The following is a 13,332-nucleotide window of genomic DNA, read 5'->3' as shown; positions in this document are numbered from 1 at the left end:
GTCAGGCCGGTCCGCTGGACCAGTCGGGCGCCAGGTGGCTCAGGCGCTGGTGCGCGCCTATCGTGTAATGCAGCCAGCCGCGGATATAGTCGCAGGCGGTGCGGCCGCGCGCCAGTACTTCGTGGTGGCAGCCGCCGCTGCACAGGTAGCGCGCCCAGCAGCTATTGCACGGTGCTTGGCGATGCACGTGGCGTTCGCTGAGCCAGATCGCCTGTTTGCCCCGGTCCACGCCGTGCTCGATGCTGCCCATCGCGCCTTGCCGGTCGCCGACAAAGCGGTGGCAGGCCGACAGTTCACCCTCGGCCGAGACGCCGAAATACCCGGCGCCGGCGCCGCAGGGATACGGTCGGTGGGTGCCGCGCTGCAATTCGCGCAAGGCGTTTTGCATATTCATGAAGGGGTAGCGGCGGCCTTGCAAGATGTTTTGCTCGAAGGCGAGGCCGCAGGCGATCATCGCTTCGAGCATTTCCGCCAGGTCGTCCGGCCCCATTTCCGCCTGTCCATTCGACGCGCGCAGCAAGGGCGAAAAGCCGACGCTGTGAAAACCCATGCCGATGAACAAGTCCAGCGTCTTCGGCAAGTCGAGGTTGAACGGCGTCACGGTGACCCGCGCCGACACTTGCATGCTTCGTTGCCGCTGCAGCAGCGGCGCCAGCCGGGCCATGATGTGATCGAACGACCCCTTGCCACCCTTGAACGGGCGCAAGCGGTCGTGCTGCGGCGCCGCGCCGTCGAGGCTGATGGTGACGGCAAAGCCGTGCTGTTCGAAAAAGTCGGCGTCGTCCGGCTGCAGCAGGGTGCCGTTGGTGGTGATCGAAAAGCGACAGTCCACTTGCCGTTGCCGCGCCTGCTCGCTGGCGTAGTCGGTGACCTGGCGCAGCACAGCCCGGTTTGCCAGCGGTTCGCCGCCCATGAAGGCGAGGTTGACCTTGGCGCCCGGCGCCGCTTGCGCCAGCAGCAAGTCGACCGCCTTGAGCGCCTGTTGCAGCTCCATGCTCCTGGCCTTGCCGCCGAATTCGCCTTGCTGGGCGTAGCAATACGTGCAGCCGAGATTGCACTTTTGCGCGATCGCCAGCGACAGCGCGTGCAGCGGCGGCGATGCCAGCGGCCGGTCGTCGATCAGCGCTTCGGCTTGCAAGCCGCAACTGTCGACCAGGCGCTGCAGCAAGCCGCTGTCGCTGCTGTCCAGCGCAGTCCGGAATTCCTCGGTCAACTGCGGCGGCAAGTGGTACAGGCGGCTACCATTGACCAGCAGCAATTGCGCGCCCTGGGCGTCGTCGATCAGATGGGCGTCGCGGTGGCGCGGGCGCGACGCCGTGACGATGCGTCCGGCCAGCGCACCGGCCATGCTGGCGTGGATGGCGGCGGCCAATGGTTCAGGATTCATCGGCATCCTTTCCCTTGATGATGAATTGCAAGTCTTCCTGCCATGACTTGAACAAGTCGTCATACGAATACAAGCGGGTGTCGGTGCGGTTATCCGGGATGTAGGTGCCGGTGCGCTTCTTGGCGAACCACATGTCGCCGTGCGACAAGCCATCCTGGCCCGGCTCGACATTGACATAATCGGGACGCGACGCGGCCCAGTAATAACAGGCGCATTCGCGGTAATCGTTTTGCCATGGCGCGCACAAGCCTTGCGTCAATTCGCCCGGTTGCAGCAGGGCTGGATTGAATTCGGCGCTCTGTTCCTTGAAGAAGTGCCGCAGTTTCAAGTCGACAGTGATGGTCGGAGTATCCTTGTCCCACAGGATTTCCGTATCGGCCCCGGTCTGTTCCGAGAATTGACAGCTGACCACCTGGCCTTGCAGGTGCAGGATGCGGGCGATCGAGTTCGACCATTCCATGAACGAGACGGCATTCGGATTGCCGGCCGACGCCAGCGTGCCGGAACTGCCGTTCGGAAACACCGGGCCGGTGGTCAGCACCATGGTGCCGACGTCGAGGCCGGCAAAGCGCAGCAGGCGGCGGCTTTTCAACTCTTCATAAGCGGGATCGGCATCGACCACATAGTTATTGTTTTCAACCAGTACGATGCCCTCGAAGGCGCGCCGCCACAGGTTGCGGAAGTCGAATTCCAGGCCCGGAAAACAATTGGAAATCGCGCTGCGCGGCAGTACCGACGCGGGATTGCCGGCGCCGCGATGGTGGATTTGCGCCGTCAGGTTATTGGCGCGCAAGCTGGGATTCTTCTCGGCCATCATTGTTCTCCTGCTGGGTTCGAAAACATCGCATTCCGGGCGGCCTTGACCACCATGTCGATATGGCGCCGGGTCAACGTCAGGCTGCGCCCGTCCGCGCCGCGCATCAGCGCCGGCATCTTGCGCAGCGCGGTCGACGACAGGTCGCCGATTTCTTCCGGCTGGCGCATCACCTGGGCGAACCACGGCGCGCCGCCGGCCGACAGCGCGCTGAAGACCCGCTCGTGCAAGGCGCGCAAGGCCAGGTTGTCGACCAGCGCACTGGCGGCGATCGGTTCGTAGTAGCGTTCGAAGTCGTTGGTATTCTGGCGTACCATGGTGCTGGCGACGTTCAGCCGGCCGTTCACCGGATTGCCGTTCATCACCGCCGTGTTCATCAGGCGCACGGTTTCCAGCGCGCGCAGCACCAGTTCGGTGGCCTCGTCCAGCGAGACGCTGTCGGCGTCGACTTCGGGACCGTACAGCAACTGTTCCAGCTCGTCGGACACCACCCGCACCGGCAGCGTATCGGGCGCGTAGGCCGGCGGGCCGGCGCCGATGGTGCTATGGGCCGACAGCACGCTGCTGTCGGCCAGCGTCAGGAATACCCGCACCACACCGTCGCATTCATCATCCAGGTAGCCCCAGCTGACCTGGTTGCCATCCTGGTCGGCATAACCGGCGTAGATGCCGGCCGGATTGGTCAGCGCCGGGCCGGTGCTTTCGGTATAACCGAGCCAGTCCTTCTCCGGGTTGTACAACACCAGCGCCTCGTTATCGATGATCGGGTCCGGGGTCAGCCTGGGCACGCCGTTTTGATCGGGCACCAGCCGTTCCATGCGGCTGCCGTAGACCAGCCCGCCGGCCGGCGTGTAGCGCAGGCGGATTTCGGGGAATTCATCGGTCGGCGCGATGAATTGCACGTGTCCCAGCGGTAGGACTTTGCCGGGCAAGAAGTTGGTACACGAGCCCAGCAGCGCATGGCGGCTGTGGTCTTTCAGGCCGGACAGCCTGGCGTGGATCTGGTCTTCCTTGTTGCCGGTGCGGCGGAACAGTTTGATGTTGCCCAGTTCCACTTCCCAGTGCAAATTGTCGAGGGCCTGGCCCTGCTGTTCCAGCAAGGCCACCGTCAGCGGCTGCAATTGTTCCGGCAGTTCGCTGGTGCGCGCATACACTTCGAGAAACGGCGCGACCGGCCTGACCTTTTTATTCTCGTCCTTGAAGCGGATTTTTTCCGGCAGGTAGGCGCGCACGATCCTGCCGCTGTCGGTATCGACTTCAAAGCTGGTGCGCGGCACGATGCGGCGGTAGTCCAGCGGATGGTCCGGATCGGCTTCCAGGTCGAACGCTTCCAGTGCTTCGTCGGCGGCGCCGAGGCGGGCAATCGCCAGCGGCGGCAAGATTCTTAATTCGAGTATCGGCATCATGGACTCCTAGATCAAGGCGGTATCGATGCTGCCGGACAGGATGCGTCGCGCCAGCTGCTTCATGTTCTGGTCCGATTCGCGCATCGACGCCAGGTAAGCGTGGCGCGATGGCGGCGCGACCAGCAGCAGCGCCTCGACCAGGCTTTCGGCCGCGGTCAGCAAGTCCAGGTGGCCGCGCCAGCGGTTCTTTTCGCCGAACGGACTGTTCAGCGTGTACGGCATCTGGAACGGCGGACCGGCGTAACCGGCGTCGGGATCGGTGGCCGAGAGCGGCGATTGCGTCAGGATGTCGGAAATCGCGCGCAGGTTGTACATTTCGCCGAAAGTGGCGTTGACGATGGTGCCGCGCGGCGTGATCAGGCCGGCCGCGTTCAAGCCGCCGTACAAGGTGAAGCTATGGATCAGGTAGGTCAGCAGCATGCGGTAGCGCAGATTGAGCAGCGTGGCCCACAGCGCCGATTGCGGATCGGTGATGCGGGTCGCGCCGCCGCCCAGTTCCGGCTCCAGGTCCGGGTCCAGCGACACATACGGATTGATGGCGACCTTGCGCGCCGGCGCCCAGTGGGCCGCGTGCCTGACGCCGCCCTGCAAGCTGATTTTGCTGTGCGGCTGCACCGACCGCCATTTGTCATCGGTATAGCCGGTGGGCCGCGCCGCTTCCCACTCGCCGGCATGCAGCGGCACTTGTTCGGTCAATTCGCGCATCTCGACATAGATACGCAGGAAGCGCACAAAGTGCGACGCCACCGCGCCGGTGGTCGCCTCGCCCTGTTCGGCGATGGCCTTTAATGCTTCGACCATGTCGTCGCGGCAGGTTTGCGGTTTCACCAGCACGTCCGGGGTTTGCGCCGGCCGCACGCCGCCGGTATTGCCGCGCTGCCCGCCCTGGTAGCCGCGGCCCCATTCGGCGAAATCGGCCTGGGCCGGATAGGTGGCCGGGTCGAACGCGTCGTCGGGCAGGTAGTCGGGATCGGCCACCAGCGGGATCAGGGTATTGAACAATTCCGAGACCTGGTGCGGGGTCGAGGTTTGCGCGTGCACGCGCAGCCGGATTTCGTCGCCCAGCTCGCCGCCATCCCAGCCGACCGGCGATTCGGCGTACACGTACTTGGCCAGCGAATCGAGCGTCAGCGGTTCCAGCATGAACGGGAACGGGTAGAACGGCACGTCCCACGGCGTGTCTTCGCGTTCCAGGTGCAGCGGCGCGCCGATCAGGCGCAAGGAATTCTGCACCGAGATCAAATGGCCCATCTCTTCCTTGGCGATGCCGAGAATGACTTCCTGCCAGTTGCGCACCACGTCGCGATACGCTTGCGGCACTTGCGGTCCGCCCAGCGAGTAGGCGGCGTACAGGTATTGCACCATCAGACAGTGCTCGATTTCCGCGTCAATCGACAGCAGGTAGGCGATGTAGTCGCGCGGTGAGAATTCCAGGTTCAGCAGCGGCGCCTGGCTGGTCGTGGCGCCGTCGGCCGTGACGCCGAATAGCAGGTTCGGGTTTTGCGGCAGTCCGTGTTCGGTGCCGGTGCGCGGCAACTGGCTGGTGGATGCGCCGAGATGACGCCTGATCTGTGCAGCTCGCATTTCCTATCCTTCTCATGTTAGAAAGAGGGCAGTCGCACCCCAAGTCTGACAGGATGCGACGGTGAATTGAAATGACAACGACTGAATGACTGGCAACTGAGGTAGATCAAATAAACTACAGCAAGAGAAACTTGCTTCGATGACGGGAATCACGCACCGCGCAAGTTGAATACTGATGCCGGCCTGCGTTGAGTATTGCTACTGGTTTGCCGAAAAGTCAACAGTAAAAAATCGCGTGAAAAATAAAAAAGCGAAAGGCCTGTCGCTGTGACGATTCGAGAGATTCAAACTAAAAAGTCTCAGTAAAATCGCCGTTTCCTGTTGCCGTACTGAACCATCAAATCGACCGGAAATCGTCGCCATTGTGCTCGTTTCCACCATCCATCATGTGCCCGATTTTCGCAAAGAACCAGACACCGCATATCCACCTTGCAGTATGATTTCCTCCATTCACGCGCGCCGTTCCGGCGCACTGCCGGAGACAACAAAAGGGGATGGCATGACAGGAAAACAGCAGGATGATCAGGTCGCCAACATTAGTCCGGCCACGGTCTGGCTGACCGGCTTGAGCGGCGCCGGCAAGTCGAGCATCGCCTATGCGCTGGAAACAATGCTGCGCGACGCAGGCCGCGCGGCCTATGTGCTCGATGGCGACAACTTGCGCCGCCAGTTGAACCGCGACCTCGGCTTTTCGCCACAAGACCGCAAGGAAAACATCCGCCGCAGCGCCGAAGTGGCGCGCATGATGAACGACGCCGGTTTGATCGTGATCGCCGCCTTCATTTCGCCGTACCGCGCAGACCGCGCGCTGGCCGAGGAAATTGTCGGCGCCGGCAATTTCATCGAAGTGCATGTCAGCACCCCGCTCGAGGTATGCGAAGCGCGCGATGTCAAAGGCTTGTACGCCAAGGCCCGCGCCGGCCGGATCGCCGAATTCACTGGTATTTCCGCGCCCTACGAAGCGCCGCTATCGCCTGCGCTGGTGCTCGATACTGGCGCCGGCACGCTGCAAGACAGCACCCGCATGCTGTATCGGCATCTGGCCTTGCGTCATGGCTGAAACATCCAGCGACTACGCCATCGGCGACGCAAACCATGACAGTCCGGGGGGCTTGCTTGTTTTTTGATGAAGATAAAAAGATATTTTGTATTATTGTAATTATTATTATCCAGTCCTGCTGATCCAGACCGTCCCATTGCCCGCAAACCCGCCGTGGTGGCGCGCCCGCCACAGTTGAGCCTGCTTTCGCGGCGATCCCGCAGAATAATTGATCCCGCTTTACTTTGCCTCGATGCAATTTGGTAACATGCTTGCCAGCAATTGATTGCACTCTGCAAGCAAGGCAGTTGCCCCCTACCAAAGTCTTGATCGATATGACATCCTTTTTTGCCAGGCTTCCACCTTCCAGTCTGAAGGTGCGCATGGCCAGCGTGGTATTTTTACTGGTATTGACGGCCATCCTGGTGGTCAGCCTGTTGACCCTGATGCTGGCCGAGCGCGACATGCGCGGAGTGATCGGGCGCCAGCAGTATGTGGCGCTGTCGAGTACCGCCGCCTTCATCGACCAGGAGCTGAAGTCAAAGCAGCAAGTCTTACGGGTGCTGGCCGACAGCATGACGGCGCTGGACTTGCATGGCGCGGCGCCGATCGGGCGTTATCTTGCGCGGCAAGGCAGCTTGCGCGATCAGTTTTTCAATGTCGCCGTGATCGCCGTCAACGGCGACCTGGTCGCCACCATGAAGCATGCGATCAAGTCCGTTTCCGGCGCTACGCTGAACTTGAGGGAACGGCCTTATTTCGAGGATACGCTGGCCCGCAAGGCTGGCGTGATTTCGGCGCCGATGAATGGCAGCTATTCCGGCATGCCGCTGGTGGTGATCACCCAGCCTGTCTTCGACGCCGCCGGCAAGGTCGTCTATGTGCTCGCCGGCAGCGTCAACTTGCGCGAACCGGATTTCCTCGCCAAGCTCGATCCCTTAAAGCCGGGCAAGAGCGGCTACATCTTCATCATGACCAGCGGCGGCATCCTGGTCGAGCACCCGGACAAGTCGCGCATCCTGCAGCCGATCGAGGCGCATGGCGCCGTCAGCGCCGCGACCCATGCGGCAATGAACGGTTTCGAGGGCTGGACCGCGGGGCGGACGCAGGGCGTCAACGCGATGTTCGCCTACAAGCGGATCACCTCGGCGGACTGGATACTGGCGTCGGTGTATCCGGCCGACGAAGCATTCCAGCCGCTGTATGCAATGCGCGGCAATGGCGTGCTGGCGGCGATCTTGCTGGCCGCGCTGGCCGGCGTGGCTGGCTGGCATGTGATCCTGCATTTGCTGCAGCCGCTGGAAACCTTGCGCAAGCATATCGTCCAGATTCGCCGCCAGCAGCGCGGCATCGACGTGCTGCAAATCGAACGGCAAGACGAGATCGGTGAATTGAGCCGGGCTTTCCATGCGCTGGTCGACGAGCGGGAACAGGCCGAGCTGCAAACCCGGCACGGCGACGCCTTGTTGCGCAGCATCCTGGAACAGGCGCCGGATGCGGTGATCGGGATCAGCGAACAGGGTCGCATCACCGAATGGAACCGCGAAGCCGAAGAAAAATTCGGCTGGAGCCGGGAACAGGCGATCGGCACCGAAATCGGCGCGCTGATCGGTCCGGGCATGGCGCAGGATGGCGCAGACCACGACATGGCCAGCTGGTTCCGCATGGCTGGCCAGGCCAGCCTGTCGTCGCGTCAGATCCGCGCCGAGGCAGTGCACCGCGACGGCCATACGATAGCGGTGGAAATTTCGATGGGCGTGGTGACGCACGACGGCCTGTGTTTCAGCACCGCCTTCCTGCGCGACATTTCCGACCGGCTGATTCATGAAAAACGGCTGGCGGCCAGCGAAAAACGCGCGCGCACCATCGCCGACGCAATGCCGGCGCTGATTTCCTATATCGACAGCGACTTGCGTTATCAATTTTCAAACGTGCATTACCGGCAGATCTTCGATATCGAGCCGCACGCTATGGTCGGCAAGCCGGTGTCCGAGGTGATCGGCGAGAAAGGCTATGCGTCGGTGGCGCCGCAAATGACGGCCGCCCTGCGCGGCGAGCGTGTCCATTTCGAGCGCCAGGGGACGCAAATCGGCTGTCCGGAAGAGTATTTCATGTTCGATTACATCCCCGACCTCGGCGCCGACGGCAGCGTGGCCGGTTTTTATGTATTGGGACTCGATATCAGCGACCGCCGCAAGGCCGAACTACGCCAGGCCGCCAGCGAAAAACGCCTGAAACTGATCACCGACCATATGCCGGTGGTGATCGTGTATATCGACCCGGAACACCGCTTGCAGTTCAGTAACGCGACGTTTGAAAAATGGTTCGGCGTGGCGCCGCAAGACATGTTGTCCAGGAAGCTGAGCGATGTGTACGGCGCGGAGGCCTATCATGCCCGCAAGCGGCACCTGGAGCGGGCCTTCCAGGGCGAGGAAGTCGAATATGAATTTTCGATCGACAAGGACGGCCTGACCCGCGAATTTCAGACCGTCTACGTGCCCGACATCCAGGAAAACGGCGTGGTGGCCGGCGTGTATGGCCTGATCCATGAAATCACCAAGGTCAAGGCGGTCGAGTCGGCCTTGAAATCGGTGGCCGCCACCGATACGCTGACCGGCATCGCCAACCGCCGCAAGTTCGATGAGCGGCTGGCGGCCAGCCTGCAGCGCGCGTATCAGGATGCGCATCCGCTGACGCTGGCTTACCTCGATATCGACCGCTTCAAGGCGATTAACGACAGTCTCGGCCATCATGCCGGTGATGAAGTGCTGAAAGAATTTGCCGCGCGGCTGGTGCGCAGCGTGCGCTCGACCGACCTGGTGGCCAGGCTGGCCGGGGATGAATTCGTGATTATTTTCGAGCATGTCAAAAGCGTCGCCGAAGTGCGCCTGATCGCCGCGAAAATCATCGACACCATGCACCGGCCATTCGAGCTGGCTTCCGGCCCGCTCGGCGTGACCACCAGCATTGGCGTGGTGATCCTGCATGCCGGCGCGGCGACCGCCAGGGTCAGCGCCGAACAATTGCTCGATAGCGCAGACCGCGCGCTGTATAACGCCAAGAATGCGGGGCGCGACGGCTTTGACGTGATTGAGCTGGACCAGCTGGCCTGACCTGTCAGGCCGGTGGCATGAAGCGAACAAAGGTGTGCCGATAGTATGGCGATAGTATCGCGGTATGCGGGCCATACGGACGCCACTTTCCTATCGGTAAATTCAGCAACTTTACCGACCCGTGACCGTGGCGACGCGCGCGCGGCCAGCGTGGGGCGCCGGCCGTTTCACGCCGGTCGTTTAATTCAGCGGCACGTTTTTCAAGTGATGCGAGCGTACCACTTCTTTCATGGCCGCCTGCAAATCGCTGCGTAATTGTTCCGGCAATTTGCCAAAGAAGTCTTCATCGTTCTGGTCCGCCAGGCGCGCCAATACCGGTACCAGTTCCTGGCCTTCGCTGGTCAGGTCGATCGAATGCTGGCGGCGGTCAGCCAGCAGGATGGCCTTGCTGACCAGGCCCTTGCTTTCGAGGCGGTCGATCAATTTCGAGACCGCGCCCTTGCTCATGCCTGCCACTTGCGCCAGCACGCTGGGGGAAGTGCAGCCGAGGCGGTACATTTCGCGCAGCACCACCCATTCGGAAACGGTGACGCCATTGGCTTCGGCTTTTTTCTGGAAGCCTTGCGACACGTGGTTGGACACGAAACGCAGCCAGTAGCCCAAATGGGATTCCAGTTCGCTGACCGGGTTTCCGCTTGGATCCTGATACGAATCCTCGGACATCTCGGCGCGGGTCGGGAACGGCAATCTTACGGTATTAAAGTTGGTGCTCATTTTTCTTCCTTCACTAAACAGCACGCTAGGCATGGTTGGGGCCTGGACGTGCTTGCCATCAGTACATTGATTGGGGACATTCTGGCGACGTGATTTCTACATATTGGTTTCCGAGAAAACCAAAGTCAAGGGTCGGTTGAATTGCAGATTTCACGCGATACAAATACTCAATAACATTTTACTAAATTCATGGAATAAAATACTTGCCACTGCTAATAAGACAATATATCGCAGCGGATAGCAAGATAAAAATATTAATCATGTTGTATCAATAATAACATATAATATTGTGTAAGCACAGAACTATTTCATTTTCACGTAGGGATATTGCTTATTGGATATAGTAATTTGCCTGCAACAACGCGTATTTCGGCGAAATAGCCGGGTGTACAGAATGAAGATATGTTGTACATGCCGATTTTTTTCATGCGAACGATACTAGAAAAAACATTGTTATTTGTTGTGAAAAAACGTCATATTACCTGAAAAATATTCATGAACAAGCATTGCGGGACGCAGCGAGGTTTTTTCCCGCATCCCGATTTTGTCTGCAGAGTTGATTTATTTGAGCATGATCGATGTCATCCTTCATGAATAATTTTCACGTCGGTGATGTAATTGGTGCGAATGATTTATTCGTTGCGTTGCTGAGTTGGTAACGATTACATTTGCTGGCGCGTCATCGTTTGGTAACGATTACATTGAATGAGGTGGCTCAGTTGGCGATGATGACGTTTACTTGCGCGTCGCGCAGTACCTGGGCAAACAGGTCCGGTGGCGGCGCGTCGGTAAACAGCCGGTCGATCTGGCGCAGGTCGGCCATCCGCACCAGCGCCTTGCGGCCGAATTTATCGCGGTCGGCGACCAGCCAGACTTCACGCGATTGTTCGATGATCGCTTGCGCCACCTTCACTTCGCGCGCGTCGAAGTCGCGCAGGCTGCCGTCTTCATCGATGCTGGAAATGCCGATGATGCCGATGTCGACCTTGAACTGGCGGATAAAGTCGATGGTCGCCTCGCCGACGATGCCGCGGTCGCGCCCGCGCACCACGCCGCCGGCGACGATCACTTCGCAGGCCGGATTGTCGGCCAGGATCGCCGCCACATTCAAATTATTGGTCACCACATGCAAGCCCTGGTGACGCGCCAGCGCCCGCGCCACCTCTTCGGTGGTGGTGCCGATATTAATCAATAAGGAACATCCATGCGGTACATGGCTGGCCACCGCGCTGGCGATGCGCCGCTTGGCGCCGCTGTTCATGGTCTGGCGCTGGCTGTAATCGATGTTCTCCACCGATGACGGCAAGCCGACGCCGCCGTGATAGCGCGCCAGCAGCTTCGCTTGTTCCATATGCTTCACATCGCGGCGCACGGTTTGCGGCGTCACGCCCAGTTGCTGGGCCAGTTCCTCGACCGACATGGTGACTTGCGAACGTACAACTTCCAGCAGCCGGCGCTGGCGCGGATTAAGTATCATAAAATTATCTTTTTCATTGAATCACACTAAAACGAAAACAAACGAACAAATTATGGCAAGATTTTGTTGCTAATGCTTCGTATTTTGTCGTATCTTATACCTCGTATCTTAACCAGCATGGCGCGGCTTGCATAGCATCCGGCGCGCGCCACGGCGATTTGCGTTCAACGAAAGTTCGGGAATCTGATGGCGACCACGCGGCACACGATCGATTGCGACATCCTGGTGGTAGGCGGCGGCATCAATGGCGCCGGCATCGCGCGCGACGCCGCCGGACGCGGCTTGTCGGTGGTGCTGTGCGAAAAGGACGACCTGGCTTCGCACACCTCGTCGGCGTCGACCAAGCTGATACATGGCGGCTTGCGCTACCTGGAATATTACGAATTCAGCCTGGTGCGCAAGGCGCTGATCGAACGCGAAGTGCTGCTGCGTTCGGCGCCGCACATTATGTGGCCGCTGCGTTTCGTGATGCCGCACGCCAAGGGGCAACGCCCTGCGCTGCTGATACGGGCCGGCCTGTTCCTCTATGATTTCCTCGCCAGGCGCGAATTGCTGCCCGCGTCCAGCGCTGTCAACCTGCGCTCGCATAGCGCCGGCAAACCGTTAAAACCCGCCTTCACGCGCGGCTTCGTCTATTCCGACGGCTGGGTCGACGATGCCCGCCTGGTGGTCTTGAACGCGATGGATGCGGCCGAAAAGGGCGCCGTCATCCTGACCCGCACCCGCTGCGCCGCGGTGCACAAGCAGCCGGACGGCTGGCTGGCCACCTTGCAGGGCGCCGATGGGAGCGAGATCCCGGTCAAGGCGCGTTGCCTGGTCAACGCCAGCGGGCCGTGGACCGCCGAATTCCTGCAACAAACCGCGCCCGAGGCGGATGGCAAGCATTTGCGCCTGATCAAGGGCAGCCATATTGTCGTTAAGAAATTGTTCGACCATGAGCACGCCTATATTTTCCAGCATCCGGATGGCCGGATCGTGTTTGCGATTCCGTACGAACAAGACTTCACGCTGATCGGCACCACCGATCTCGATTATCGGGGCGATAAAAATAAAGTCGCGATCAGCGATGAAGAAATTGCCTACTTGTGTGAATTATCGAGTTATTATTTCAGCAAGCCAATAAAACCGGCCGATGTGGTGTGGACCTATTCGGGTGTGCGGCCACTGGTGGAAGACGCGGCGGCCGACGCCAAAGCCGTCACGCGCGATTACCGTTTTGAGCTGGATCAAGATGGTCCCGCTTTGTTGAGTATTTTTGGCGGCAAGATCACGACCTTCCGCAAGCTGGCGGAAGAAGCGGTGGACTTGATCGTGCCGCTGCTGGACCGGCGGCAGGGCGCTTGGACGGCAAACGCCTGTTTGCCGGGCGGCGACCTGTTTGGCGGCCTGCCGCAAAACCGTTCTGTGCTGGAATTCTCCCAGTTCGTGCACGATTTGCAGCGCCAATATGCATGGCTGGCGCCGAAAGTAGTGGCGCGTTATGCGCGGGCTTACGGCACGCGCATCCATGTGTTGCTGCATGGCTGCACGCGGCTGGCCGACCTGGGGACGGAAATCGCAGCGGGCTTGTATGCGGCTGAGGTGAGGTATTTGCGCAAGTTCGAATGGGCGGCCAGCGCCGCGGATATTTTGTGGCGCCGTTCCAAGCTGGGTTTGCATTTGCCGCCCGATACCGAGGCCAGGCTGGATGCGTGGCTGGCACAGGATCAGTTGATATCGCAGTCAATATCGCAGTAAAAACAGTAGTCTGCAAGACGATCGCGCTCCAATCATGAGAGCGCGGCGACAGAAATAACAA

At 60.3% G+C, this 13,332-nt stretch carries 9 protein-coding genes; 3 read left to right on the top strand and 6 right to left on the bottom strand.

The window, feature by feature from the left end; all coding sequences use genetic code 11:
• Position 1: 1 nt before the first annotated feature.
• From GJA_RS13755 to GJA_RS13740, 4 genes are read right to left on the bottom strand one after another with little or no spacing between them, the layout of a single operon-like run.
• Positions 2-1,387: a radical SAM/SPASM domain-containing protein gene (locus GJA_RS13755; protein WP_038499831.1), complete on the bottom strand. Its 1,386-nt coding sequence runs from the start codon at positions 1,385-1,387 to the stop codon at positions 2-4.
• Positions 1,377-2,204 carry a LodA/GoxA family CTQ-dependent oxidase gene (locus GJA_RS26740; RefSeq protein WP_038493148.1) on the bottom strand — a complete coding sequence of 276 codons (828 nt, stop codon included), beginning with the start codon at positions 2,202-2,204 and terminating at the stop codon, positions 1,377-1,379. The genes GJA_RS13755 and GJA_RS26740 overlap by 11 nt, the downstream gene beginning before the upstream one ends.
• The gene (locus GJA_RS26735; RefSeq protein ID WP_242404539.1) at positions 2,201-3,607 is read right to left on the bottom strand and encodes a hypothetical protein; all 1,407 of its coding nucleotides are present in this window, start codon (positions 3,605-3,607) and stop codon (positions 2,201-2,203) included. Before GJA_RS26735 ends, GJA_RS26740 begins: the two co-directional genes overlap by 4 nt.
• Before the next feature lie 6 nt (positions 3,608-3,613).
• Positions 3,614-5,191, bottom strand: a complete 1,578-nt coding sequence (locus GJA_RS13740; protein WP_081905408.1) for a ferritin-like domain-containing protein — start codon at positions 5,189-5,191, stop codon at positions 3,614-3,616.
• Between the two features lie 499 nt (positions 5,192-5,690).
• Here GJA_RS13740 and cysC point away from each other — a divergent pair, with 499 nt between their 5' ends.
• On the top strand, positions 5,691-6,251 hold the full coding sequence (cysC, locus tag GJA_RS13735) for an adenylyl-sulfate kinase (protein WP_081905407.1): 561 nt from the start codon (positions 5,691-5,693) through the stop codon (positions 6,249-6,251).
• A gap of 314 nt (positions 6,252-6,565) precedes the next feature.
• Positions 6,566-9,343 carry a sensor domain-containing diguanylate cyclase gene (locus GJA_RS26200; protein ID WP_144241533.1) on the top strand — a complete coding sequence of 926 codons (2,778 nt, stop codon included), beginning with the start codon at positions 6,566-6,568 and terminating at the stop codon, positions 9,341-9,343.
• A gap of 180 nt (positions 9,344-9,523) precedes the next feature.
• On the opposite strand, the gene GJA_RS13725 is transcribed toward GJA_RS26200, so the two are convergent.
• A complete protein-coding gene (locus tag GJA_RS13725) occupies positions 9,524-10,057 on the bottom strand; it encodes a MarR family winged helix-turn-helix transcriptional regulator (protein WP_242404538.1) in 534 nt (177 codons plus the stop codon).
• A 715-nt stretch (positions 10,058-10,772) separates the two neighbouring features.
• The gene (locus GJA_RS13720) at positions 10,773-11,534 is read right to left on the bottom strand and encodes a DeoR/GlpR family DNA-binding transcription regulator (RefSeq protein WP_174525982.1); all 762 of its coding nucleotides are present in this window, start codon (positions 11,532-11,534) and stop codon (positions 10,773-10,775) included.
• Positions 11,535-11,720: 186 nt separating this feature from the next.
• Between GJA_RS13720 and glpD the strand changes: the two genes are divergently transcribed.
• A complete protein-coding gene (gene glpD / locus GJA_RS13715) occupies positions 11,721-13,271 on the top strand; it encodes a glycerol-3-phosphate dehydrogenase (RefSeq protein WP_038493144.1) in 1,551 nt (516 codons plus the stop codon).
• The last annotated feature ends 61 nt before the right edge of the window (positions 13,272-13,332 follow it).

This window comes from Janthinobacterium agaricidamnosum NBRC 102515 = DSM 9628 (assembly GCF_000723165.1).
Taxonomy (GTDB): domain Bacteria; phylum Pseudomonadota; class Gammaproteobacteria; order Burkholderiales; family Burkholderiaceae_D; genus Janthinobacterium; species Janthinobacterium agaricidamnosum.
Note: the sequence above shows the minus strand (reverse complement) of the source record. Positions and strands in the feature narration are given on the sequence as shown.

What these genes read in the sequence shown, in the direction of transcription:
- GJA_RS13755 (WP_038499831.1), bottom strand. Translation starts at nt 1,387, where the DNA reads ATGAATCCTGAACCATTGGCCGCCGCCATCCACGCCAGCATGGCCGGT.
- GJA_RS26740 (WP_038493148.1), bottom strand. Translation starts at nt 2,204, where the DNA reads ATGATGGCCGAGAAGAATCCCAGCTTGCGCGCCAATAACCTGACGGCG.
- GJA_RS26735 (WP_242404539.1), bottom strand. Translation starts at nt 3,607, where the DNA reads ATGATGCCGATACTCGAATTAAGAATCTTGCCGCCGCTGGCGATTGCC.
- GJA_RS13740 (WP_081905408.1), bottom strand. Translation starts at nt 5,191, where the DNA reads ATGCGAGCTGCACAGATCAGGCGTCATCTCGGCGCATCCACCAGCCAG.
- cysC (WP_081905407.1), top strand. Translation starts at nt 5,691, where the DNA reads ATGACAGGAAAACAGCAGGATGATCAGGTCGCCAACATTAGTCCGGCC.
- GJA_RS26200 (WP_144241533.1), top strand. Translation starts at nt 6,566, where the DNA reads ATGACATCCTTTTTTGCCAGGCTTCCACCTTCCAGTCTGAAGGTGCGC.
- GJA_RS13725 (WP_242404538.1), bottom strand. Translation starts at nt 10,057, where the DNA reads ATGAGCACCAACTTTAATACCGTAAGATTGCCGTTCCCGACCCGCGCC.
- GJA_RS13720 (WP_174525982.1), bottom strand. Translation starts at nt 11,534, where the DNA reads ATGATACTTAATCCGCGCCAGCGCCGGCTGCTGGAAGTTGTACGTTCG.
- glpD (WP_038493144.1), top strand. Translation starts at nt 11,721, where the DNA reads ATGGCGACCACGCGGCACACGATCGATTGCGACATCCTGGTGGTAGGC.